This window comes from Vallitalea maricola (assembly GCF_036985595.1).
Lineage (GTDB): Bacteria > Bacillota > Clostridia > Lachnospirales > Vallitaleaceae > Vallitalea > Vallitalea maricola.
The window spans coordinates 1-26466 of record NZ_BTPU01000007.1 but is presented as its reverse complement, the minus strand read 5'-3'; the positions used below and the strand labels follow the sequence as shown (position 1 = coordinate 26466).

25 protein-coding genes and 1 other annotated feature are annotated in these 26466 nt (G+C 30.1%); of the genes, 11 read left to right on the top strand and 14 right to left on the bottom strand.

All coding sequences use genetic code 11. The annotated features are described in order from the left end of the window. The first annotated feature begins 181 nt into the window (after positions 1-181). Positions 182-2116: a ribosomal protection-like ABC-F family protein gene (abc-f, locus tag AACQ14_RS02635; RefSeq protein ID WP_339362009.1), complete on the top strand. Its 1935-nt coding sequence runs from the start codon at positions 182-184 to the stop codon at positions 2114-2116. Positions 2117-2135: 19 nt separating this feature from the next. Here abc-f and AACQ14_RS02630 read toward each other — a convergent pair whose 3' ends face one another. The 3 genes from AACQ14_RS02630 to AACQ14_RS02620 all read right to left on the bottom strand — a co-directional run bounded on the left by AACQ14_RS02630 (position 2136) and on the right by AACQ14_RS02620 (position 6084). Then, entirely contained in the window at positions 2136-2822 is a 687-nt protein-coding gene (locus tag AACQ14_RS02630; RefSeq protein ID WP_339362007.1) for a GntR family transcriptional regulator, read from the bottom strand. A gap of 172 nt (positions 2823-2994) precedes the next feature. Beyond that, entirely contained in the window at positions 2995-4137 is a 1143-nt protein-coding gene (locus AACQ14_RS02625; RefSeq protein WP_339362006.1) for an isocitrate/isopropylmalate family dehydrogenase, read from the bottom strand. 33 nt (positions 4138-4170) lie between these two features. Next, positions 4171-6084 carry an aconitate hydratase gene (locus tag AACQ14_RS02620; RefSeq protein ID WP_339362005.1) on the bottom strand — a complete coding sequence of 638 codons (1914 nt, stop codon included), beginning with the start codon at positions 6082-6084 and terminating at the stop codon, positions 4171-4173. A 337-nt stretch (positions 6085-6421) separates the two neighbouring features. Here AACQ14_RS02620 and AACQ14_RS02615 point away from each other — a divergent pair, with 337 nt between their 5' ends. Both AACQ14_RS02615 and AACQ14_RS02610 read left to right on the top strand, forming a co-directional pair. After that, the gene (locus AACQ14_RS02615) at positions 6422-6619 is read left to right on the top strand and encodes a hypothetical protein (RefSeq protein WP_339362004.1); all 198 of its coding nucleotides are present in this window, start codon (positions 6422-6424) and stop codon (positions 6617-6619) included. Positions 6620-6737: 118 nt separating this feature from the next. Continuing rightward, positions 6738-6881 carry a hypothetical protein gene (locus AACQ14_RS02610; RefSeq protein WP_339362003.1) on the top strand — a complete coding sequence of 48 codons (144 nt, stop codon included), beginning with the start codon at positions 6738-6740 and terminating at the stop codon, positions 6879-6881. A 101-nt stretch (positions 6882-6982) separates the two neighbouring features. Here the strand turns inward: AACQ14_RS02610 and AACQ14_RS02605 are convergent, their stop codons facing one another. Continuing rightward, positions 6983-7915, bottom strand: a complete 933-nt coding sequence (locus tag AACQ14_RS02605) for a S8 family peptidase (RefSeq protein ID WP_339362048.1) — start codon at positions 7913-7915, stop codon at positions 6983-6985. Positions 7916-8394: 479 nt separating this feature from the next. Between AACQ14_RS02605 and AACQ14_RS02600 the strand changes: the two genes are divergently transcribed. Next, a complete protein-coding gene (locus AACQ14_RS02600; RefSeq protein ID WP_339362002.1) occupies positions 8395-8583 on the top strand; it encodes a hypothetical protein in 189 nt (62 codons plus the stop codon). An 82-nt stretch (positions 8584-8665) separates the two neighbouring features. On the opposite strand, the gene AACQ14_RS02595 is transcribed toward AACQ14_RS02600, so the two are convergent. Continuing rightward, on the bottom strand, positions 8666-9166 hold the full coding sequence (locus tag AACQ14_RS02595) for an ATP-binding protein (protein ID WP_339362001.1): 501 nt from the start codon (positions 9164-9166) through the stop codon (positions 8666-8668). A 208-nt stretch (positions 9167-9374) separates the two neighbouring features. Between AACQ14_RS02595 and AACQ14_RS02590 the strand changes: the two genes are divergently transcribed. Continuing rightward, entirely contained in the window at positions 9375-9806 is a 432-nt protein-coding gene (locus AACQ14_RS02590; protein WP_339362000.1) for a hypothetical protein, read from the top strand. A gap of 78 nt (positions 9807-9884) precedes the next feature. Next, a complete protein-coding gene (locus AACQ14_RS02585; RefSeq protein WP_113674700.1) occupies positions 9885-10160 on the top strand; it encodes a hypothetical protein in 276 nt (91 codons plus the stop codon). A 64-nt stretch (positions 10161-10224) separates the two neighbouring features. Here the strand turns inward: AACQ14_RS02585 and leuS are convergent, their stop codons facing one another. The 9 genes from leuS to fusA form a co-directional block, all read right to left on the bottom strand. Next, positions 10225-12636, bottom strand: a complete 2412-nt coding sequence (leuS, locus tag AACQ14_RS02580) for a leucine--tRNA ligase (RefSeq protein ID WP_339361999.1) — start codon at positions 12634-12636, stop codon at positions 10225-10227. Between the two features lie 76 nt (positions 12637-12712). Further along, positions 12713-12936, bottom strand: a binding site (T-box leader). Positions 12937-13084: 148 nt separating this feature from the next. Next, positions 13085-13870: a GNAT family N-acetyltransferase gene (locus tag AACQ14_RS02575; RefSeq protein ID WP_339361998.1), complete on the bottom strand. Its 786-nt coding sequence runs from the start codon at positions 13868-13870 to the stop codon at positions 13085-13087. A 34-nt stretch (positions 13871-13904) separates the two neighbouring features. Next, positions 13905-14429 carry a hypothetical protein gene (locus AACQ14_RS02570; RefSeq protein WP_339361997.1) on the bottom strand — a complete coding sequence of 175 codons (525 nt, stop codon included), beginning with the start codon at positions 14427-14429 and terminating at the stop codon, positions 13905-13907. A gap of 186 nt (positions 14430-14615) precedes the next feature. Next, complete coding sequence (locus AACQ14_RS02565) at positions 14616-15173, bottom strand: hypothetical protein (RefSeq protein WP_339361996.1); 558 nt, start codon at positions 15171-15173, stop codon at positions 14616-14618. Positions 15174-15198: 25 nt separating this feature from the next. Beyond that, the gene (locus AACQ14_RS02560) at positions 15199-15651 is read right to left on the bottom strand and encodes a hypothetical protein (RefSeq protein WP_339361995.1); all 453 of its coding nucleotides are present in this window, start codon (positions 15649-15651) and stop codon (positions 15199-15201) included. Positions 15652-15718: 67 nt separating this feature from the next. Beyond that, entirely contained in the window at positions 15719-16522 is an 804-nt protein-coding gene (locus AACQ14_RS02555) for a histidinol-phosphatase (RefSeq protein ID WP_339361994.1), read from the bottom strand. 90 nt (positions 16523-16612) lie between these two features. Next, on the bottom strand, positions 16613-17569 hold the full coding sequence (locus AACQ14_RS02550; protein ID WP_339361993.1) for a hypothetical protein: 957 nt from the start codon (positions 17567-17569) through the stop codon (positions 16613-16615). 14 nt (positions 17570-17583) lie between these two features. After that, positions 17584-18051, bottom strand: coding sequence for a hypothetical protein (locus tag AACQ14_RS02545; RefSeq protein ID WP_339361992.1), 468 nt, complete (start codon positions 18049-18051; stop codon positions 17584-17586). An 89-nt stretch (positions 18052-18140) separates the two neighbouring features. Next, positions 18141-20216, bottom strand: coding sequence for an elongation factor G (fusA, locus tag AACQ14_RS02540; protein WP_339361991.1), 2076 nt, complete (start codon positions 20214-20216; stop codon positions 18141-18143). Positions 20217-20973: 757 nt separating this feature from the next. Here fusA and hisC point away from each other — a divergent pair. The 5 genes from hisC to AACQ14_RS02515 all read left to right on the top strand — a co-directional run bounded on the left by hisC (position 20974) and on the right by AACQ14_RS02515 (position 26454). Beyond that, positions 20974-22056, top strand: a complete 1083-nt coding sequence (gene hisC / locus AACQ14_RS02535) for a histidinol-phosphate transaminase (protein WP_339361990.1) — start codon at positions 20974-20976, stop codon at positions 22054-22056. A gap of 228 nt (positions 22057-22284) precedes the next feature. Continuing rightward, positions 22285-23298, top strand: a complete 1014-nt coding sequence (gene aroF, locus AACQ14_RS02530; RefSeq protein ID WP_339361989.1) for a 3-deoxy-7-phosphoheptulonate synthase — start codon at positions 22285-22287, stop codon at positions 23296-23298. Continuing rightward, a complete protein-coding gene (locus AACQ14_RS02525) occupies positions 23298-24392 on the top strand; it encodes a prephenate dehydrogenase (RefSeq protein WP_339361988.1) in 1095 nt (364 codons plus the stop codon). The genes aroF and AACQ14_RS02525 overlap by 1 nt, the downstream gene beginning before the upstream one ends. Before the next feature lie 25 nt (positions 24393-24417). Further along, positions 24418-25698, top strand: a complete 1281-nt coding sequence (gene aroA, locus AACQ14_RS02520; RefSeq protein WP_339361987.1) for a 3-phosphoshikimate 1-carboxyvinyltransferase — start codon at positions 24418-24420, stop codon at positions 25696-25698. 90 nt (positions 25699-25788) lie between these two features. After that, on the top strand, positions 25789-26454 hold the full coding sequence (locus AACQ14_RS02515; RefSeq protein ID WP_339361986.1) for an SGNH/GDSL hydrolase family protein: 666 nt from the start codon (positions 25789-25791) through the stop codon (positions 26452-26454). Positions 26455-26466: the final 12 nt, after the last annotated feature.

The following is a 26466-nucleotide window of genomic DNA, read 5'->3' as shown; positions in this document are numbered from 1 at the left end:
TTGTCCCAAAGAAATTTATTCTTATGTATGAACAAATAGGTTACTTCTCGTTTGGCAAAGAACTATCACAATAGATATTTATATATTTACCAAAAACCTCTAATTTTAAACCCTTAAACTTTTCAAAACCAGTGATTAATGGTATCATAGTATGGTAATTTTAATATTATAGGAGGCAACTATGATTTTATCATGTAAAAATATATGCAAAGCATTTGTAACAAATACAGTACTAGACAATGTAAACTTCTGGCTGGAAAAAGGAGATAAAGCAGCTATAGTAGGTATTAATGGAGCCGGTAAATCAACGCTGTTCAAGATTATTACCAATGAATTAGAAGCAGATTCAGGACAAGTTATAATTAATAGTTTAACAAAACTTGGCTACCTATCACAAAATAGTACTCTATCATCGGAAAAAACTATTTATGATGAAATGCTATTAACATGCAAAGAAATAATCCAAATGGAAAACACCTTAAGAGAATATGAAGTAAAAATGTCTAAGCTAGATAATGATAGTGAAACTCTAGATTCACTTATGAAATCATACTCAAATCTACAGCATACTTTTGAACTTAATAATGGATATAGCTATAAAAGTAATATAAAAGGTGTGTTAAAAGGTCTAGGATTTGGTGAAGAAGATTTTACTGCTAATATATCCACCTTATCAGGAGGACAAAAAACGAGGGTAGCTCTAGCAAAAATACTTCTTGAAAAACCAGATATATTACTATTAGACGAGCCAACTAACCATCTAGATATTAAAGCATGTGAATGGTTGGAAGGTTTCTTATGTAATTATCAAGGTACTGTTATAATTATCTCACATGACCGTTATTTCCTTGATAAAATAGTGAATAAGGTTATAGAAATAGAAAACACTCAATCACATATTTATAACGGTAATTACAGCTTTTATATCAAGCACAAAGCCATCAATCAAGATATTGAAGTCAAACATTATATAGAACAGCAAAAAGAAGTAAAAAGGCAGGAAGAAGTAATTCGTGAACTTAGGTCCCACGGTAGAGATAAACTTATCAAACGAGCTCAAAGTCGTGAAAAACAACTACAAAAAATCAATATGATAGATAAACCTACACTGATTAATGATAAAATGAATCTTAAGCTATCACCAAGGGTCATAAGTGGTAATGATGTACTTACTGCTACAGATGTATCCAAATCCTTTGATAATAAACACCTATTTTCTAATCTTAATTTCCAGATTAAAAGAGGTGAAAAAGTAGCACTCATTGGAGATAACGGAACAGGTAAAACAACATTATTTCGTATAATAAGTAATGGGCTAACTGGAGATACAGGCACTATTTCTCTAGGCGCCAAAGTGAACACTGGTTATTATGACCAAGAACATGTTACCCTAAATGGAGATAATGATTTGATTGAAGAGATATCAGATGCTTATCCTAATATGAATACAGGTCATATACGCAATACATTGGCTGCTTTTTTATTCACTGGTGATGACGTATTCAAAAAGATATCTAGTCTGAGTGGTGGTGAAAAAGGCAGATTGATACTTGCAAAATTAATGTTGTCAAATGCTAATTTCTTGCTGTTGGATGAGCCTACTAATCATCTGGATATCATATCAAAAGAAATTCTTGAATCAGCTATTAAAAATTATACTGGTACTGTTCTATTTATTTCTCATGACCGTTATTTTATAAATAAAATAGCAACTAGGGTATTAGAACTTACTCCTAATAAATTAAACAACTACTTAGGAAACTACAGTTATGTAATAGAAAAAAAACAAGAAGAAGAAAAACAACGGTTGTTGGAGCTAGAAAATAGTATGAACAATAAAAAACAAGAGGATACACCAATTGCTACTTCTAACAAACAAGACTGGCTAAAAAGCAAAGATGAACAAGCGAATAAGCGTAAACTTAATAATCAAATCAAAAAAATAGAAACTGATATTCATGAAATTGAAAATAACATTAAGGCGATTGATGAAAAGTTATGTCTAGAAGAAATATATACTAATGCTGAAAAAGCCGAAAAGCTTCTTAATGAAAAAACTCATTATGAAAATGAATTAGAGAATTTATATGAAAAATGGGAGGAATTACTCGGTTAGAGTAATTCCTCCTTTTATATTATTTTCCTATTATATCCATTAATTTGTGGTCCACAACGTTCTTTAGGGTGTTTTTAACGTGTAGATTAGTTAATTCCTCTACTTTATTTTCATCACCCAATTTTATGGCTTCTACAATCGCTTTATGTTCTTCAACTGATTTTTTAGCTCTTGCCTCAGATGAAATTGAAGCTCTCCTTATTCTTTGAACATAATGGTGGAAATCTGATAAAACATGTTTTAATATTTTACTATGTGAAGCTTGGTATAACACTTCATGAAATTTGGTATCTAATTCATAAAGCTGATCCAAATGTCCTTTTTTATAATGAAATTCAGATAAATAAACAATTTCTTCTAGTAATTCAAGTTGTTCTTCATTTATGTTAGTAGTTGCCCATCTAGCAGATAGTCCTTCTATCAATGACCTTATTTCATATATATCTTGTATATCCTTAGCATCAATTCCAGAAACTACTGCACCTTTGTTTGGTATAATTGTTACAAGACCTTCTAATTCAAGCTGCCTTATCGCTTCTCTTACGGGAGTTCTACTAACTCCTAATTCTCTAGATATCTGTGTTTCTTTTAAAGGTTCACTATTCTTATATCTACCCTTTAATATATCTTCTCGTATTTTGTTAAAAACTCTGCCTCTTAAAGAGTATTTATCAGTTACTTCTTCGTGAAGATTATACTCGCTCACTGGTGTGCCTCCTCTTATTTATAGGATACACTTATTAATATAAAATCTTCCAAATATTAATTGTGCATGCTATATATATTACACTAATTCTCTTTTAAATAATATTACAATATTAACCTTATGTAAAGTATAAATAAAAATTCCTATGCAACATATATATTATACACATAATCTATAATTTTTCAATTGTTTTCATTAAATAATTTGTAAATTCTTCATTTGTCGCTCCAGTATCTCTTCCTGTTATAACATATTTTTTCTCTGTATTACAAATTTCAAGAGCTTTATATAGTTTATCTGCCTTCCTCGTATAACCGATATGATTTAATAACATACCCGCAGCTCTAATAATACTTGAAGGATCAGCATAGATATCTCTACCTTCATCTACCATTCTAGGTGCAGATCCATGAATAGCTTCAAACATAGCATATTTCTTACCGATATTTGAACTTCCAGCTGTACCAACTCCGCCTTGGAATTCAGCTGCTTCATCAGTTAAAATATCTCCATATAGATTAGGAAGAATCATTACTTGGAATTGTGTTCTTCTTTTTTCATCTACTAATTTAGCAGTCATGATATCAATATACCAGTCATCAACTTCGATACCTTCATATTCTTTACCTATTTCTTTACAGATTTCCAAGAACTTACCATCTGTAGTTTTTACAACATTGGCTTTTGTTACTACTGTAACTTTGTTTTTACCATTTTTCTTAGCAAATTCAAACGCTGCTCTTGCAATACGTTCTGCTCCGCCAGTAGTGATAACTTTGAAATCTATAGCAATGTCTTCATCAATATTAATACCCTTGCTACCAAGAACATATGCACCCTCTGTGTTTTCTCTGAAGAAAGTCCAATCGATTCCTTTATCAGGAACTTTAACAGGACGAACATTAGCGAATAGATCAAGTTCTTTTCTCATTGCAACATTAGCACTTTCAATATTTGGCCATTTGTCGCCTTTTCTTGGTGTAGTTGTTGGTCCTTTTAGTATTACATGACATTGTTTTAATTCTTCTAGAACATCATCTGGTATAGCTTTATTAGCTTTTGCTCTATTCTCGATTGTTAATCCATTAATAATCTTAAAAGTAACTTTCTTACTCTTGATTTCATCTGCTAATAAATACTCTAATAATCTATGTGCCTGATCAGTTATAGCTGGACCTATTCCATCTCCTCCAACTACACCAATTACTATAGTATCTAATTCATCATAATTGACAAAATCGCCTTGTTCCTTCATCATTTTGACCCTAGCTTTTTGTTCTTTGATAAGTTCTTCAAATTTATTCATATAATCCATGCCTATTCCATCCCTTTCTTAATAAAATGTCGTTTATTTTATAAAATTGATTTTACCGCCAGCAATAATCATTTTTAATTCTTTATCTGATAGTTCTATATTCATTTCATAATCAAGTTTTTTAGTCTTATTATGAACAATTACTTTTCCTGCCTTTACGCTCTCTATTACATTATCCATTGATAAATCATCATCAAGACTGATAGTATCATAATCTGCCATATTAATAAATGTAAGTGGCAAAATACCTGAATTGATTAGGTTAGCTTTGTGAATTCTTGCAAAACTCTTAGCTAGAACTGCTTTTATACCTAGATACAATGGAACTAGTGCAGCATGTTCTCTACTGGATCCTTGTCCATAGTTGTCTCCACCAATAATCATTCCTCCACCATTAGCTTTTGCTCTCTTAGGAAACTCTTCGTCACATGGTGTCAAACAATAGTTAGCCAAGTGAGGTATATTAGATCTAAATGGCAATAACTTAGCATTAGAAGGCATAATATGGTCTGTTGTTATATTGTCTTCTACAATAATTAAAACTTTTCCTTCAACCTCATCCTTAAGTTCTTCATTAAGTGGGAATGGTTTAATATTTGGTCCTTTTACAACTTCTACTTTACTGCCATCTTCTGCAGGTGGTACTACCATATTGTCATTAATATAGAATTTATCTGGCATAGCAACATTTATATCAGTAGTACAAGTAGTTGGATCTGTCAATTTTCCAGATAATGCACTAACCGCTGCAGCCTCTGGACTAAGTAAATAAGCTCCTGCTGAAACTGTTCCACAACGTCCTTTAAAGTTTCTATTGAAAGTTCTAAGTGTAACTGCGTCTGTTGCTGGAGCCTGACCCATACCTATACAAGGTCCACATCCTGATTCTAATATTCTTGCACCTGCAGCTATCATATCAGCTAATGCACCATTAGCAGCTAACATATTAAGCACTTGTTTTGAACCTGGTGCTATAACTAAGCTCACATCTGGATGAACTGTTTTACCTTTTAATATCTTAGATACTTTCATCATATCAAGATATGAACTGTTGGTACAGCTTCCGATACATACTTGATTTACTTTTAAATCTTTGATATTGGATATTTTTTCTACGTTATCTGGACTATGAGGCATTGCTACTAGAGGTTCAAGTTCATCTAAATTGATATTTATAGTCTCATCATAAGCAGCATCTTCATCAGCTTTTAATTCTTTCCATAGTTCTTCTCTATCTTGAGCCTTTAAGAATGATAGAGTTACATCATCACTCTGGAATACTGATGTTGTAGCCCCAAGTTCCGCACCCATATTAGTTATAGTTGCTCTTTCTGGAACGCTAAGAGTACTAACTCCTTCTCCAGTATATTCGATTACTTTACCAACTCCACCTTTAACAGTCATGACTCTTAATACTTCAAGGATAATATCCTTTGCTGTAACAAATGGTTTAAGCTTTCCTGTTAATTTAACATTAACTACTTTTGGCATTGTAATATAGTATGTTCCGCCTCCCATAGCAACTGCTACATCAAGACCACCTGCACCAATAGCAAGCATACCAATTCCACCACCAGTTGGGGTATGGCTATCTGAACCTAATAAAGTTTCACCTGGCACACCAAATCTTTCTAAATGTACTTGATGACATATACCGTTTCCTGGTCTTGAAAAATATACTCCATGTTTATAAGCTACTGTTTGTATGTACTTATGATCATCAGCATTCTCAAATCCTTGTTGCAACATATTATGATCAATATAAGCAACTGATCTCTTAGTCTTTACTTTATCAATTTCCATTGCTTCAAGTTGCAAATAAGCCATTGTACCTGTAGAATCTTGAGTTAAGGTCTGATCTATTTTAATACCGATTTCACTACCTGGAATCATTTCACCTTCAAGTAAATGATCTTTTATTATCTTTTGTGTTAAATTTAAACCCATTGTAATTCCTCCTTATCTATTTTTTAAGTAGATTAATCTACAAAAGTAAGAATGATCTCTTAAGCAAACTTTTTACTATATATGCAAAAAATTTTATATATATTCAATTATGGTATTATTGTATACGATTGTACTTAGAATGTCAATAGTTTCATAGGCTGTAAGCAACTTCTATTAATACTTTAGTCATAATCATACTTATTGATATATTTTTTTGGTAGATATTTCTAACAAAATAATATATCAATGAATATACTGTTAATTTATTTCATAACTATTGTAATAGATAATAAAAGATTAACTGTTATAGATACTATCATTAGAAAGGAAAATTTATATGATAGAAAGTATTAATACTTACTATTCTTTAAATGATATTCCAAATGAATTCATAAAATCTAATAATAAAAATAAGAATAAAGATGATATAAATGATATATTCTTGCTTTTTTTAGTATTGCTTATTATGGATAATGATAATCCAATGTTTGATAACAACATTTTAACTAATCTAATGGAAATATTTCTAAATTAGTAGCCCTGCAATAAAATGTATACAAACACACATTTAAATACTCCTTCATAAAATATATTATACTTACGACAAACTGAGGAAATTGTAAGAAAAGTTTAATTCTGAAAGGAGGGCTACTATGCAAAATAATAATATGCTTTTAATGTTATTACTTCTATCAATGCTTAATGATGGTGGAAAAGGCTCATACATGGATAATAATATGATGCTTTACATGTTAATGCTTATGCTTATGGGTGGCGGAATGGGTGGTAATTACTAACCCAATTTGTCCTCTTCATAGAAAGAAATCTTGTCCTAAATGAATAAAATTCATTTAGGGCTTTTTTTATAGAAATGCGACATAGTCGCTTTCCTTAAGCCCTATTCCAATAATTTTTTCACATCAATTAGTCCCCATCCCTGATGAGCCTGAGAAAATCCTAGATCTATAGTAGATTCTTTTAGTTTTAGTTTTATATCTTTTCCTGTAAGTTCTGGATGCTTAGACAATAGTAAAGAAATACATCCACTTACCATAGGTGTTGCCATTGAAGTACCACTTTTTTTAGTGTATCCTATATCCTTGGTTGGATAATATTTATCTTTTGGTGAATAAGCCTTATCTGTACTACATGCTATTATATTAGAGCCTGGAGCTACTACATCAGGTTTTTTTATACACTCTTTTGTAGGACCTCTGCCAGAATAGTCGGAGATTAGGTCTTCCATGATTTTTACAGTTTCTGCATCATCTGAAGAACCTACAGTGATTACTTTTCGACTTATTCCAGGTGTAGTAATCGTCGATTCTTCTGGTCCATTATTGCCAGCAGCCGTAACAACAATCAATCCACTGTCCCAAGCAGCATTCACACCTCTTACCAACGCTGATTTTTCTCCTTCTATATCTTTCATGCCTACTGATAAATTGACTATTCTTATATTAAATCTTTTTTTATTATCTAGAATCCACTGGATACCAGCTAACACATCAGATATATTACCAGAACCTTTTTTATTTAATACTTTTACACCAATGATATTGCTGTCTACAGCCACACCCTTATATTTGCCATTACTCTCATAACCATCTCCACAAATGATTCCAGCCACATGTGTTCCATGTCCATTATCATCGTATGGAAATTCTTTTTTTCCTACAAAATCTTTGAACCCCACTATTTTATTCTTTTTTTTAACTAAGTCATTGTGAGGATATACACCAGTATCAACAACTGCTATACCTATACCTTTACCTGATACACCTCTATCATCTGCCCATATGTTATTTATTGTTTGCCTTGCTATATCCATCTGTGCTGTAATTTGTGCATCATTTTCAACTGTTTCAACACCTTGTATTCCATTTAATTCACCTACATACTTCTCAGGTAGCTCTAATACATATGAATCTATCATTGGAAGTTTATATTTTACTGTCCCTAACTTTCTTAATTCATTTTCATTTTTTTCATTTAGACTACAATTAACAATAACTTGAACCTTTTTATCTTGTAAAGTATCATTATCACCTTTTATATCGTTATTATTGGATTTCTTTATTTTAATGTTTTTATCAGCATTATCTTCTTTTCTTTTTAATCCTTGTCTGAATATAAAAGGCAAAAGAAATATTCCTATCTTTTTCATATTATACCTACCTAATTTGGATTAATATATTTTATTCTAAACTGGTTAACTATATGATTTATTTATTAACTTTCCTTAAATCATTCATAGAAAACAAGCCTTTTAACATAAAATATTAAGAAAGTATATATGGAGGCAACTTTATGAGTGATGTAGCTCCTAACGGTTATTTAGGTGGAAGCAACAATAATATGATGTTACTTATGTTATTCCTTATGATGTTTGGCAATAATGGTTGTGGATGTGGCTCTGGCGGTATGGGAGGCCTAGGAGACAATAGTATGTTATTAATAATCCTTATGCTTATGTTATGCAACGATGGCGGATTATAGTACTTATCAGCAAAAGAGAACAAGATAAAGAAACAAGTGGTATGAGTTACTCTCTTACCACTTGTTTTTTTATCTGGAAATATTATTTACTTAGCATATACAAAAATAAAGCGACAACACTACTTTTATTATCTTTTGCTGTACTCCTGGATTTTATTGTAGGCTTGCAATCTTTATCTATCTCATATACTGTATTATCTTCAAAAATCAGATCCCCTTGTTGATCTAATATTTTTTTTTTCTTATTTTCTGGTATAATATCTTCTTTATATTTTTGACTATTACTTATAAAATTGTTTAATAACATTCTTAGAGCATCAATATCATTAAATACCGTCGATAATCTATCTATGTTTTCAATTGCTTTATCATCCATGAATGGTTTTATGGCTTCAAGCAATTGTAAGCTGTTTTTATTATTTTCCTTAGATTTTTCTTTGCATTCATTTATTGTAAGAGAAAGGTTATTGACTAATTGCTCTCTAGTGATTTCTTTTATCGCTTGTTTTATGCTATTAATATAATCTGCTATATAGGTTTGATTGTAAATACTTATTGAATTATTATTCTCATAATTATCCATTTAACTAAAGTTCTCCTATACTTCCTTAATTTAATATATGTAATATCATATTTATTGGTAACATATTATATATAAGTTAATCTATATAAGTCTAATTAAATAATTGCTATATACTAGTTTTTAAAAACATTAATTTAAAGTTATTGTAAATTAATAACTATTACTCACATACAATATTATAGATAATAGATTTAGGAGGCAAAGAGATTTGGATTCCAACACAGAGATTGATACTATTGTAAATAGTAATGAGATGAATGTTGTGAAAGCTGCCATACCCTACATGAGCTTAGAAAATCAAAGAAATTTGGCAGTACTTATTAAATTCATAGAATTATTAAAAACTGTAAAATTATATAATAACCCTGCAATCAATGAAATTCAAGAATTGAATAGGCCAAATATAACCAAAAGAGATATGCTATATGCTCTACGTTCAAGGTGCTCAGATAAAAACAAGCAAATTATAGACATTATGTTGAATATCAAAAACATACAATCAATGATTACTACTATGAACAATAAACCCTCCCAACAACCTGAAATTAATAATTTTGACAATGTTAATGACAAAGTTCCTAATGAAAATCTTAATCAAGAGGAATTAATAAAAAAATTAAAGCAATTAATGCAGGAATAGGTCAATATACATAAGTTAATTAACATATTATCTTTTAATATATTATAAATAATTCTATTGATAGAAAGGGTGTATTATATGAGCGATAGTTCTCACATCTTAAATGACGAAGCTTTCAAAGATATTAGTCCACAAAAACTAAAAATAATGGTTGACATGCTTAATGATATGACTGGAAAACCTATGGAACAAAAGGTTAGGGTCTTATTTAGTTATGGTGTAAAAATGAAACAAAAAGGTTTACAATTTACAAAACAAGAATCCTCTCTGATTATTGACTCCATGAAAAGTAATTTATCTCCTACTGATAGAAATAAACTTGATATGGTCGTAACAATGATGGAAATGATGTAAAAATAACAATAAATCCATATATCCTTCCATAATTAATGGTTAAATAGGATATATGGATTTTATATTATTTCACTACTATATTAATAATCTTTTTAGGTACATAGATTTCTTTAATGATATTTTTACCATCAAGCTTGCTTTCTATAGCATTTCTAGCTTTTTCAAGTACACTGTCTTTTGCTTCATCAACATTAATAGTAATTGTAGCTCTTACCTTTCCATTAACTTGGACTGGCATTTCAACTTGATCGTCTTTCATTTTGTCTTCATCGTATGCTGGCCAACCTTTAGTGAATACACTTTCCTCATGTCCAAGCATTTGCCACAATTCTTCTGATATATGAGGTACAAAAGGAGCAAGTAAGATTATTAGATTTTCTAATGTTTCTTTATCTACTCCACCATCTTTTTTAGATATACTAACTAATTTATTAGTATATTCCATAAAAGCACTAACTACAGTATTAAGGTGGAAACTATCAAGACGATTAGTTACTTCATAAATTAATTGATTTCTAACTTTTTCTAACTCACTAGTAACTTTTACATCCCTATACTTGTTTTCATTAACCAAGTTCCATACTTTGTTAATATAACGATAAACTCCATCAATTCCTCTATCATCCCACTCTGAATCAAGTTCTGGTGGTCCAACAAATAATTCATATAATCTTAATGAGTCACAACCATATTTCTCTACTAGATCATCAGGTGAAACTACATTACCTTTAGATTTACTCATCTTGGCACCATTTTTACATATCATACCTTGATTGAAAAGACGCTTGAATGGTTCTTCAAAATCAACTACACCTATATCATATAAGAATTTAGTATAGAATCTTGCATATAACAAGTGAAGTACCGCATGCTCTATTCCACCAACATACATATCCACTGGTAACCACTCTTTTGCTTTTTCTTTAGAAACTAATTCATTATCGTTATTAACATCAATGTATCTTAAGAAATACCATGATGAACCTGCCCATTGTGGCATTGTATTAGTTTCTCTCTTAGCTTTTTTGCCACATACTGGACAAGTAGTATTAACCCATTCATCTATGGCAGCAAGTGGTGATTCTCCGGTTCCTGTTGGTTCATATGATTCAACATTAGGAAGTGTAACTGGTAATTGATCCTCTGGAACTGGAACAGCTCCACATTTTTCACAATGTACAATCGGAATTGGTTCTCCCCAATATCTTTGTCTTGAGAATACCCAGTCTCTTAATTTATAATTAACTGTTTTCTTACCTATTTCATGTTCTTCTAGATAATTAGCGATAGCTTCTTTTGACTGGGATGATTTCATTCCGTTGAACACATCAGAATTAATCATTTCACCTTCGCCAGTATAAGCTTCTTGTAAATCTTCTATTTCTTTTCCATCTTCTGCAATAACTTGAATAATAGGTAAATCAAATTTCTTAGCAAAAGCAAAGTCTCTATCATCATGTGCAGGAACACACATTATAGCTCCTGTACCATAATCAGCTAATACATAATCTGAAATCCAAATAGGAGTCTTGGCACCATTTAATGGATTTACTGCATAACTTCCAGTGAACACACCAGTTTTTTCTTTATCCTGCAGTCTATCTACTGATGATTTCATAGAAGTATTGAATACATATTTTTCTACTTCTTCTTTTTGTTCCTCAGTAGCTAATTTACTAACCATTTCATGTTCAGGAGCAAGAACCATAAATGTAGAACCATATAATGTATCAGGTCTAGTAGTAAATACTTTGATTCTTTCATCTATACCATTAACTTTAAAATCAATTTCTGCTCCATAGGATTTACCAATCCAATCACTTTGCATTTTGATAACTTTAGCAGGCCAGTCAAGTTTTTGCAAGTCATCAAGTAATCTTTCAGCGTATGCAGTGATCTTAAGCATCCATTGACGTAGATTTTTCTTAGTAACTTCAGCGCCACATCTTTCACAAGTACCGTTTACTACTTCTTCATTGGCAAGTCCTGTTTTACAGTCTGGGCACCAGTTTATTGGCATTTGCTTTTCATAAGCTAAACCTTCTTTGAACATTTTTACAAATATCCATTGAGTCCATTTATAATATTTTGGATCTGTTGTATTAACTTCTTTTGTCCAATCATAGATTGCACTGATTTCTTTTAATTGTCTCTTGAAATTCTCTACATTAGTAGCTGTAGCCTTTGATGGATGGATTCCCATCTTTATAGCATAGTTTTCAGCTGGAAGTCCGAATGCATCCCAACCCATTGGATGAAGCACATAATAATTTTGAAGTACTTTGTATCTACTCCAAACATCACTAAGCACATAACCTCTCCAGTGTCCTACATGTAATCCACTACCTGATGGATATGGGAACATGTCTAGACAATAATATTTTTCTTTGCCTTCTTCATCTTTATTAATTGGATTATCTTTCCAGATATTACGCCATTTTGTTTCTATTTGTTTATGATTATAAACAGCGCTCATTTCTTTTTCCTCCTTTATTACCTCTCATAACAAGAATACCTCATTTTTAGATTAAAAAATCTCTATGCAATTTATGCATAGAGACGATATATTCTCGCGGTACCACTCTACTTTATCTCATAAGTATTAACATTCTTATGAGATACCCTTTTCTTTGTAACGATAAGTAACCGTCCTACCTTACTTATTTTCAGATAGGATACTCCAAGGCGAGTTCAATATATATCGATACTGTTTTACACCATCCAACAGCTCTCTACAATCAATAAAATATCTACTAATCCTCTTCATTGTATATTATAATTATATAATTAATCGTATCATAACATATTGAATGGTGAAAATCAAGACATAATATATAAAGAAAATCAATTTTACCATAAGTCATTTATTACAATATCATTCTTAATTATCTATATTGAATATTCCCTTCCAAACTGGGCAAATATCATTTTTCAATATTTATTTGTCCTCTGCCCTCGTTTCTTTCGTATCCTAGACCTTCATATAATTTTAGAGCATTATAATTTTCCACATCAGTTGCTATAAAACTCCTTACAGCACCATTCTCTATACCCCATTTAATACAATAATTCAACAGTGATTTACCTACACCTTGATGTTGATACTTAGGTTCTACCGCCAATAATCTAATCCATATTACAGTTCCTTTTTCACTATCAAATCCATACAGATTCACTAATGCAACCCCAATGATTTCATTATCTTTTTCTGCAACAAATATTTTGGAGTTTTCTGATTGGTACCACTCTTTTATTATTTCTTCATCTTCTCCATAAAAACCTCTAGATAATCCTTTGCATGATTTAGTGAGCAAACTAGCTTTTTGTGTTTCAGATTCTTCTAATTCTCTTATCTTTACACTATTGCTACTATTACATATGTACTTAGTTAAATCCTTATACCAAAGATCAATAAATTCACTTTCTATATTAAATCCTATTGTATTCATCTCATCTACAAAATCTTCTGGTATAAACTCCACATATATTTTATTTTCTTTCATTTCAGTTATGAGATTGTTAAGTTCCTCAATAAAATTCTCCTTAGAATTACATGCCCAGTACAATTGTATTTTATCTATTAAAACTTTATATGCTATTAAACATTCATTATTTTCTTTATATATTAATGAATTCTCCAAATCTTCTTCATCAACATATTCAAAGCAATTGTATTTGTATGTTTTTCCCTTATTGATTAATAATTTCATGTTTTATTTCTCCTTACTAAAAGTGTTAATTATACTAATCCATCAACTTATTATTGTTTTGCTCACTTTTATACCTTCTATTTTTCACAATCAAATAAATACCGATTGCTAATTTAAACACTGGTCCAAATATTTGAAAGAACCTTATCAATCTAATATTAAAAGTGTATCCTTGAAAATTACCAGAAAAATAATATGGTATTTGAGTCAAGAAAGATGGTAATGTTTTTATTACAATTATAATTCCTAAAACTAATAATACAATACTCAATAACTCCCTATACTCTACATTGATATTTAAACTGTCATTACTATCGTTTCCTATAATAGCTGAAACAATCTTGTCTGTATAAATCCATAACAAAACAGCTATCCCTAAAATTACAATGAAATTAATTATAAAATATAATGAACTGTTTACTCCTAAAGTCTGCAAAGCACTATTAGTTCCTTTTATCCCAGGTACACATAAGATAATAATTTCCTTAAATAAAATAATAGCCTTAATAAAATAATATAATGATAGAACCCTAATTAATAATTTACCTAATTTCCTCATTTGTTGATACTCCCTTCACTTATTAATATTACTATAAAATAACATTCTGGTTTCTTATAACTATTATATCTAATAAATCATCAATATCAAATATCATAATTAATATAAAACCATAATATTTGCTTCTATTTTATTATTAAACCTGTTCAATTATATCTATTTTAAGCTTTTTGATTATTCAAAATATCAATTAACGTAGTATTTACCACTTTTACTAATCACTATTTTATTCTTTTTATTTTGTTTAATAACATCTATTTCTCCTTTATCTAACAATTCATTAATGCTTATGCATTCTTGCTCACTACGTACTCGTTTTTGATTGAATTCTTTGACAATATTTCTACAGCCCCCAAACCATACTCTAGGATTTAAATAGGATTTTATTTCAGCCAATAAATCTTCTTTTCTATAATCAAATTCGTTTAACAGTACATTACCTATGTATTCTCTTATATATCCATTCTTGCTATCCATCAATGTCATTCTTTTACTACCATCTTTATGAAAACTAAATATTATTCTACCTATTTTTTCACTATATACGCAATCTTTATAATCTATATCTCCTAAAGTATAGTTTTCTTCATCAATTGGTGTTAAAGATTCAAAAGAAACTAATAGATCATTTTTCTGCATGCATTTATTCCTATGCATTGAATACACAGAAATACTTGCTATAATGATTAATACAGCTATTAATAACCCTTTAATTATTCTTCTTAGTATAACGTTTTTATTCATTATTCTCACTCCATATTAATATTGATTATTGATTTCCATAGGGACTTACTAGCTTTTCTTTGTTTCTTTCTCCTGTAATACTAAGTATGAGTTTATCCATCTCTTCCCCATTAATTAATATTTCTCCATCAGTATTATCTAAATGCAAATTATAATTCGGTTCATTATACCAATAATAACCATCAATAACATGATTATTATAATATATTTTCAACTCGTATTCAGCAGGTAACCTATCTTGGCAAATATTTTTATTAATACTTCCCGCCCTTATCAAATCAAGTATTTTTCTAATAGTTTTTTTATCATCCACTATTATTTCTTCTTTTTTAGTATATTGTTTATTCTCAAAATCTGACCAAACAGATATAATTCCAATCTTTTTAACATTTTTATTATCTATTATTTTATTTCCAATTATAACTAATATAATAAAAATCATACTAAGAAATATTATAATTTTAACTATCTTTTTCATAATTCACCTTACCATTTCCGATTATATAATTTTACTTTCAATACACTATCTTAATTAGTTTGTACTTCTATTTAAAATTAGTTGCTATATATATTAACTCCTTAGCTTCCATAATGTACTTTCCTACATCTTCTGGTCTATGAGCATCTGAAGCAGTAACTATCTTCACATTATTATCAAGTAAAATTTGCAACAAATCAGTATTCAGCCCTAACTCTTTATGTCCATAATTAATATATAGTCCATTACTAAACTCTGCTTTCATTTCACTCTCTTTTAGTGCTGTTGCTAATGATTCATAGATATTAGTGAAATCTGAAGATGGATAATGTCCAAAACATTTGATGGAATCAGGATGTGCTAGAATATCAAATATATTAGATTGTACTAATTGTATTATTAACTCATAATATCTCTTATAGACCTTATCTATATCACGTTCATTCCAACTATCTTTTGTTTTACGGTGGTCAAACCCCCAGCCATCTATCCAATGAATTGAACCTGTTAAAAAATCCCAATCAAAATTAGAAACACATCTTTTTATTTCGTCTTCTTTATTAGGAAAATAGCATATTTCTAGTCCAAAATTAATTTCTATTGGAAATTTATATCTTCTCATTTCATTAATAAAATCTTTATAATCAGATAATCTTAATTCTGACTTTCTAGACAACCATTCTCGTTGATATTCACCACAATCTTTATTGTTTAATATAGAATCGTAAATTTTTACAAAATCACTAAAACGATGCGAGTGTTCTAGCAGATATAATCTATCAATATTTCGCTTTAAAGCATATGATACAAATTTCATAATCCATTCTTTTGTATAAGGTCCACGTTCTATATGTACATGTGCATCTATCATATAAATCCCCCTCTATTATTATGTGTTCTTCTCATTACATAGTTTATGTATGTTTTATATTACTAATTATCGACATATTGCATTTGACAATTAACCTATTATTATATATTTAATAATGCTATTTTCATTTAGCTCTTCTGTATCTATTAAAAATTCCAAGTGTACATCTCCTGTATCAAAAGTATATTTTGAATACCAATAACCATCTGCATCTTTTGAATACTTATACTCCGATTCATAAAATTTTATTACTTTCATGGCATTATCTCCAACCTTATATCCATCTTTTAATGTAAACTTAGGTGAATCTGTTCTTAATCGCCATATATGATTCGTGTTTCCAACAAAAGCATCCAAAGATTCTTCAAAAGGTCTGTCCATAGGTTCAACTCCTGATACTTCTTTACTATCGGGGAACTGATATATTCTCCCATTTTCATAAATAAGATAATAATCCCTGTCTAACAAACCGATTAAAGTTTCTATTCGTTGACCAATCTTGAATCCACCTAGAGTTTCAGTTTCTGAAATATCAGTATTAGTAGAATCATCATCTTTCTCTATAGCTACAAGATCATCACCATTTGCATATCCACTTATTCCATTATTATCAATTACAAGACACCAATTTTCATCTTCACAGCTAACTTCATTGATTACTTCTACAATATCAGGTTTATAACTATTAAAAACATAGGATGCAAGTGAACTAGGGTATGTTCTTAATGGTTCTTCACCAATATATTTTTTTATTCCACTTGCTACAGGATATTTTTTACCCATATACCTTTCAACGAATTGACTAGATATATTCTCTTCCATAAGTTTATTATACTTATTTTTAATCTTTAGATATTCATCATTAAGTTTATTGTATTCTAATTGCAGCTGTTCCAATTTTTCATCTTTTTTAGTAATAACTTTAGTTTTATGTATAACTTCAACTTTAGCACTCTGTTCATTTTTACTAATCTTAATTAATGAAACTATTAAAAATACTATTACTACAAATAAAATTATAGTTCCTCCTATTAAATACTTCTTCATAAGTTAATCTCCCCTCAAGCGTTCTTTTTATAAGTTACTTCTAATATTTTATTGATATTTTCTTCAATATTATTTTTAAAAGTATCAAGTACTATATCCCCTTCTACCTCTTTCCATTCTAGTGACTTCCTCTCTATCATACTTATGATAGGTTTTGGCAAATTACCTTTCATCCTCTTTGAAAATCTAGTCTTAATTATATCAATGTCTGCTATAAATTTGACTTTAACACAATTAAGATTATCAAGTTTTGCTATCATATCCTTTTCAGTTATAACATATATGATGTTGTTATCACAATTATATACATCAACACTTGCATCAACCAATTTATTATAAAAAATCTTCCAAGCATCATATTCATTTTTAGCTAATTTCATATACTCTTTTCCACTATATACTTCTGCATTAATTTTATGACTAATTATATCAGCAATAGTAGACTTACCTGTACAACTTTCTCCCATAAAAACAAATAACATAATTCTCCACCTCAACATACAATTCTATTTTTATATTAACATACCAACTTAAAAAAGGCCATCCATATAATGGACAGCCATTTTTCCTTTTATTCCTCGTTTTTCTTAGCTTCAATTACTTTCTCTTGAACATCCATAGGAGCTTCATCATAACGCTCGAATTTCTGAGTAAATAATCCTCTACTCTGTGTCATAGAACGAAGGTCTGTTGAATATCCATACATCTCTGATTGTGGAACCTCTGCAATAATTTCTTGCTTACCTTTTGCAGGGTTCATACCTAACACACGACCTCTTCTTTTATTAAGGTCTCCAATAATATCTCCCATATAAGCATCTGGCACTATTACTTTAACACTTACAATTGGCTCTAATAAAACTGGTGTAGCTTCTACCATTCCTTTTTTGAATGCCTGTGTTGTAGCAATTTTGAATGCCATTTCTGATGAATCTACTGGATGATAAGAACCATCTACCAATGTAGCTTTTACTCCTACAACTGGATAGCCAGCAATCACACCATGATGGACTGATTCTTGTAATCCTTTTTCAACTGCTGGGAAATAATTTTTTGGAACTGAGCCTCCAAATATTTTTTCTTCAAATATATAAGGTGTTTCCCTATCACCTGAAGGTTCAAATTCAATATGAACATCACCATATTGTCCATGACCACCAGATTGTTTCTTATGTTTACCTTGAACTTTAACCTTTTTCTTAATTGTTTCTCTATAAGGTACTTTAGGTTTTTTTAGATCCACACCTACTTTAAACTTAGCCTCTAATTTGCTAGTTATAACATCCAAATGTTGACCACCAATACCATATAATAATTCTTGATGGTTTTCAGAATCCAAAACAACTTTAATTGTTGGGTCTTCTTCCATTAACTTATGAAGACCTGATGAGATTTTTTCTTCATCACCTTTTGTTTTTGGAAATACAGCTCTACATGCAAGAGATTCAGGGAAATCTATACCGTTTAATTTAACAGGTCTTTTCTTATCACATAATGTATCCCCTGTACTAGTATTTGATAACTTGGCAACAGCCCCGATATCACCTGCTCTAATCTCTTTAACTTCAATCTGCTCTTTACCTCTTAAAACATAAATATGTGAAATTCTTTCGCTATCCTCTTTGTTAACATTCAAATAACTGGAATCAGCTTTTAAAATTCCAGAGTATACTCTAAATAATGATAATCTTCCAATATATGGGTCTACAATTGTCTTAAATATCAAGGCACTCATTGATTCATCTTTGTCACATGTAACTTCAATTTCTTCTCCTGTATTAGGATCTAGTCCCTTAACTACTGTATTCTCTTCTTTTGGAGCTGGCATATATTTAACTATGGAATTAAGCAATACTTGTACGCCTGTATTTAAAATACCTGAACCACATAGTACAGGAACAATAGTTCCTTCAATAACTCCGTTATGAAGTGCTGTTTGAATCTCTTCAAGTGTAAATTGCTCACCCTCAAAGTATTTCTCCATCAACTCTTCATCACTCTCTGCAACTGCTTCTAGAATCATTTCTCTTACTGGTTCTAATTCGCTAGCCATTCCTTCTGGTATATCACATTGTTCTACATGGTCTTTAATAAATTTTCTTCCTTGCATCTTAACTACATTGACAAAACCAACAAAGTGTTCTCCTTCTTTGATAGGAACTTGGAAAGGAGCAATACTCTTTCCAAAAATATCTCTTAATTGGTCTAGAACATTTTTAAGACTTGCTTGATCGTCATCCATATCAGTAACAAATACCATTTTAGGTATTTCCATCTCTTCTGCATATTCCCAAGCTTTTTCAGTTCCTACTTCAACACCAGATTTTCCAGATACAATAATAATTGCACTATCAGCAACTCTTGTCGCTTCTTTTGCTTCTCCCATAAAATCAAAATATCCTGGTGTATCTAGTAAGTTAATCTTGCAATCTTGCCATTCAATAGGAATACAGGACGTGTTAATTGAAAAACCTCTTTTAATTTCTTCTTTGTCGAAATCACTTATTGTATTCCCTTCTTCAATTTTTCCTTGTCTCTTAGTTATTCCTGCAACGTTTGCCATAGCTTCTGATAAAGTTGTCTTACCACTTCCACCATGACCTAAGAGTGCAACGTTACGAATTTGTTCAGATGAGTAGATTTTCATGGATTTTCCCCCAATCATTGGAATATTTTTTACAAAATTAGTAAATACAACGTAATATTTTTTCAATCTTTTATCAAAAAAATAAAGTTGTTATTAAATTATTGAACTTACAACACTAAATATGTGATATATTTAATATTCTACTATAATCATTGAATTCCTTCAATAATTTCAAAAAACATTTATTTATTTTATTAATTTTGCACAACATTTTTGACAGTTCACCTCATAAATGCTTATGTGCATATTTCATCAATCCCCAACTTAATTAAATTAACTATTAAGTATATTAAGCTTAATATATAAATATAGTTTTATAATAAAATAATTTTTAATTAATTGCATCAAGAACTATATATAATATCTTTAAAAACTTATCTAAATCCCGAATTTTTAAAATAAATTCATTTCACTTTGCGGCTTTAAAGTGTTGACATAAAAAGCTATTAAGCGTAAAATATATAAAACTATATTATTACTAAAACCTGTCCTGTATATTATATGTAAATATGTTAATAAAATACATTTACTATTTTCTATATTTATAAATGATTTCCCTTTCTCGCAGGTTAATCTTATTAATATGTTAAGGAATTAACTTTAATAATTAAGTTTATTTAATGGTATAATCAAAAAAATATATAGTTTATCAACAAAAATATAATATATATGATAGAATGTATGTATCTAATTAGTAACGTAGTATTATAGGCTACATATATTAATTGAAAATATAATTGTGAAGGAGAATATTAAAATGGTTAGTTGTAGAAAAGAAGTTGAATCTCTAAGAGCTTACGTACCAGGCAAGCCAATAGACGATGTGAAAAAAGAATTTAATCTTGACAAAGTTACTAAACTTGCTTCTAATGAAAATCCATATGGTTGTTCTGAAAAAGCGAAAGAAGCAATCATTGAGACTTTAAAAACACCATCACTCTATCCTGATGGCAACTGCACAAAATTAAGAAATGCTATAGCAGAAAAAATGAATGTAGAAACTAATCAACTTGTTTTTGGTGCTGGATCAGATGAACTTTTATCTATAATAGGTCGTACTTTTATTGGTCCATCAGATGAAGCTATAACATGTACACCTAGTTTTGCTCAATATAGTGCATCAGTTAAAACTATGGGAGGTAAAATAATACAAGTACCTTTAATCAATCATACTTATGATTTAAATGGAATCGTTGATAAAGTGACAGATCGTACTAAGGTTATTTTCATAGCTAACCCTAATAACCCTACAGGTACAATTATCACTGAAAAAGAACAATTAGAATTCATTAAAAAAATACCAAGTAATATTCTAATAGTACTTGATGAAGCATATTATGAATATGTCTACGATGATAATTACCCAGAGTCAGTACCACTATTAAAAGAATACGATAACTTAATCATACTAAGAACATTCTCTAAAATGTATGGTTTAGCATCTTTACGTGTTGGTTATGGAATAGCTCATCCAGAAATTATAGATTATATTAATAGAGTACGTGGACCATTCAATGTAACTACTGGTGCTCAAGAAGGTGCTTTAGCTGCTCTTTCTGATGAAGAATTTGTCAAGAATACTTTTGAAGCTAATAAGGCTGTTAAAGAATATACTTATAGAAGACTTGATGAATTAGGAATGGATTATATTGAAGGTCATGGTAACTTCCTAATGATTGATTTCAAAAAACCAAGTATGGATTTATTTGTAGAGCTACAGAAAAAAGGCGTTATTGTAAGACCTGGTTTCTACTTTGGAATGGATACATATCAACGTGTAACACTAGGTACAAAAGAAGAAATGGATACATTCTTTGAAGCAGTAGAACAATTGATTTAACCCTAATATTTATTTTAGTTTATAGCTGATTATGGTATACTATAAATATTAAAGGGCTGACTTATAGTATATTATTGATTAGCTTTCAACTATCATTATAGACTCTGTTTAGCTATGCAGACCCTTAAATATTGTAAAAGGGTCTATACTATGCCTTCTTGGCTTACTGCTAAACAGAGTCTGTTTTATTTAATACTATATCATATACATATTAAAGGAGGTATAACAATGATTATTGTAATGAAACCAAATGTTAACGAACAAGATATAAAAAACGTCATAAACTTAGTTGAAGACCATGGACTTAAAACACATCTATCAACAGGAGATCAAATAACCATAATAGGTGTTGTTGGTGATAAATCCAAATTATCCAAATGTAATATTGAATTAATGGGCGGCGTTGAAAAGATTGTCCCTGTTACTGAATCATATAAACTGGCAAATAAAAAATTCAACATGAACTCCTCTATTATTAAGGTAAGAGATGTTGAAATAGGCGGTAACAAATTTGTAATTATGGCTGGACCTTGTGCTATAGAAAATGAAAAGCAAATCATCGAAACTGCTCATGCGATTAAAAAATCTGGTGCATCAATTCTTAGAGGAGGTGCTTACAAACCTCGTACATCCCCTTACTCATTCCAAGGATTAGAAGAAGAAGGACTAAAATATATGGCAAAAGCTCGTGAAGAAACAGGGCTGCCAATTGTATGTGAGGTCACCAGTCTAAAATCTGTTGAAACTGCTTATAAATATGTTGATATGTTCCAAATCGGTGCAAGGAATATGCAGAATTTCTACTTACTAAAAGAAATCGGAAAAACCAATACCCCTGTTCTTTTGAAAAGAGGTTTATCTGCAACTATAGATGAATGGTTAAATGCTGCTGAATATATAATGAGTGAAGGAAATAAAAATGTCGTTTTATGTGAAAGAGGTATTAGAACATTTGAAACAGCTACAAGAAATACACTAGACATTAGCGCTATACCTATTATAAAACATAAAAGCCACTTACCAATAATAGTAGACCCTTGTCATGCTACTGGTAAAAGAGCCTATGTTAATCCTCTATCCAAAGCCTCAGTTGCTGTAGGTGCAGATGGTATTATGGTTGAAGTGCACCCTAACCCTGCTGTGGCTTTATCGGACGGTCCTCAATCATTGCCACCTGATGAATTTGAATTATTATGCAATGAGTTAAGACCTTTCTCTAATCTTGTTGGGAAGACTTTGTAATGAATCTAGATAAGATTGGCTTTATCGGACTTGGATTAATAGGCGGTTCCTTAGCTAAAGCTATCAAAGTTCAATATAAAACATGTAAAATAATTGCTTATGACATTGATACTACTTCACTTGAAACAGCTTTGAATGAAAAAATTATTGACGATTATACTACTGTTATTGATAATAATTTTGAGGATTGCCAAATTATTTTTTTATGTGCACCTGTAGAAAATAATATAGAAGCTTTAAACCAATTACTACCAATAATAAATAAAGATTGTATTATAACAGATGTTGGAAGTACAAAAGAGATAATAATTGATGCTGCAATAGGCATGAACTGTGATAATAATTTTATTGGTGGTCATCCAATGGCTGGATCTGAAAAAAGCGGGATAACCGCTGCTGATAGCCATCTTTTTGAAAATGCCTATTATATATTGACTCCTCTACCTGTTACATCAGAGGACAAAATAGCCATGTTACAGACAATTATTACGGAAATTGGTGCATTACCTATCGTAATAGAACCTTCAAAACATGATTTTATTACAGCTACAATCAGCCATGTACCCCATGTTATTGCTTCTACACTTGTTAATCTGGTATCTGAACTAGATACACCTGATAAACATATGCATACACTTGCTGCAGGAGGATTCAAAGATATAACTAGAATAGCATCTTCCTCTCCAGATATGTGGCAGCAAATATGTTCAACTAATAATAAGCAAATAACCAAAGTTATAGATAGATTTCAGCAAGAACTTTCACTAATAAAAGAAAGTATAGCTAAGTGCAACAACGAAAATATATACTCGTTTTTCTCTTCATCCAGAGATTATAGAAATACATTTTCAGATAAGAATACGGGTTTTATCATGAAATCATATAAAATTACAGTGGATGTAATAGACAAACCTGGTATTATAGCAGAAATAGCAACTTTATTAAGTAATAACGAAATAAATATAAAGAATATAGGAATTAATAATAATAGAGAACACCAAGAAGGTGTATTGGAAATAGTTTTTTATGACTTGGACAGTCAAAACAAAAGTATAGAAATACTGGTTGGCATGAATTATAGAGTTTATGTCTAAAATACAATAACTACTGGAGGCAAATATGATAATACATCCTGTGAAAAGTATACAAGGTGAAATTAATGTACCTGGGGATAAATCCATTTCCCATAGAGCAATAATGCTAGGTGCTCTATCAAAAGGTATTACAAATATAAAAGGATTTTTAATGGGTGAAGATTGCTTAAGTACTATTCGTTGCTTTAGGGATATGGGGATTGATATTGAAGTTAATGATTCCCTAGTCACTGTTAATGGTCAAGGATTACATGGTCTTAAAAAGCCTAAAAACGAATTATATGTAGGTAACAGTGGTACTACACTTAGGTTAATGTCTGGAATCCTTGCTCCACAAGATTTTGATTGTATCATAACTGGAGATGATTCTATCAAAAGTAGACCTATGAAAAGGATCATAGATCCATTAACCAAGATGGGAGCTAACATTGTATCTATTGAAAGTAATAATAAAGCGCCATTAAAAATCATTGGTAGTAAACTGCATAATATAACCCACAATTCCTTGGTTGCTAGTGCACAAGTAAAATCATGTATAATTCTAGCAAGTTTATATACAGAAAATGATACTAAAATAATAGAACCTGTTCTTTCTAGAAATCATACTGAAATAATGCTTAATTATTTTGGAGGCAATATAACAACTGAGGGTTCTACAATAATAAGTACACCTGTAAATGAACTATATGCAAAAGATATAAATATACCTGGAGATATTTCTTCAGCTGCATTTTTCATAGTAGCTTGTTTGATTACTAAAAATTCTAGGCTAGTGATTAAAAATGTTGGGATTAATCCTACAAGAGATGGGATTATCAAAGTACTGAAAGCAATGAATGGTGATATCTCTTTACTTAATAAAAGAGAAATTAACGGTGAGTTAGTTGCTGATATCATGGTAAAATCTAGTAAACTGACAGGAACAATAATTGATAAAGATATCATCCCTACCCTAATTGATGAAATTCCAATAATTGCTGTAGCTGCTTGTTTTGCTGAGGGTAAAACAATCATAAAAGATGCTGAAGAATTAAAAGTAAAAGAATCTAATCGTATAGAGACCATGGTAAGTGAATTAAGTAAAATGGGTGCTGATATCAGAGGGACTAATGATGGTATGATAATATCTTATTCTCCTAATCTTAGAGGTGCAACACTTAAAAGCTACAATGACCACCGTATAGCTATGTCTTTAGCTATAGCTGGTCTTGTTGCAGAAGGAAAAACAAACATACCCCAAAGTGAATGTATTGATATATCTTTTCCTGGATTTTACAATTCATTACACAATACAAGTGTTTTATAAGTTTTTTTAAAAAAACTATTGGAATTACTCTTAATTTGTATTATTATATAATGTAAAGCTAATATGTTAATTTAAACTGGAGGTAATCTTATGATTAAGACAACAATTGTTGGATTTGGTGATAGTATTTCAAATGGTTATGGTGTCAATAAAGCCCATAGTTTTATTAATAGGCTTGAAAAGTATATACCCAGCTATTATCCTTCAATATATTGGAATATTGTTAATTCTAGTAAGAATGGTGTTACCACTAGAGAAGCATTACAATCTATCGAAACTTCTGTATTGGTTCATCAACCAAATATGGTTTTCGTACAATTCGGCACTAATGATTGTGCTAATAACAATAAATATAGACCACTAGAAGAATTTGAAAATAATTTAACTAATATAATTAATAGAATCATTGAACATAACAATAGGACAGGTTTAAATAATTGTATGCCCATTCCTATTATGATTACTCCACCTCCAGTTAATGAAGAAATTGCAAAACCATTACGTAATAATTCACGTTTGAATCAATACGTACATATAATTAAAACTTTATCCAAAGATTATAATTGTCCACTAATTGATTTTTACAATAAAGTACTTAGTCAAGATAATTATGAGAGATTAATTTCAGATGATGGAGTACATTTAAATGAAACTGGATATGATTTATTATTTGATACAGTTTTTGCAGAATTTACTAAATATATCAATTTTCAAGGAGTTTTAAAAGAAAGAACAATAGGTAAAATAGATAAATAAAAAAGTTACTAT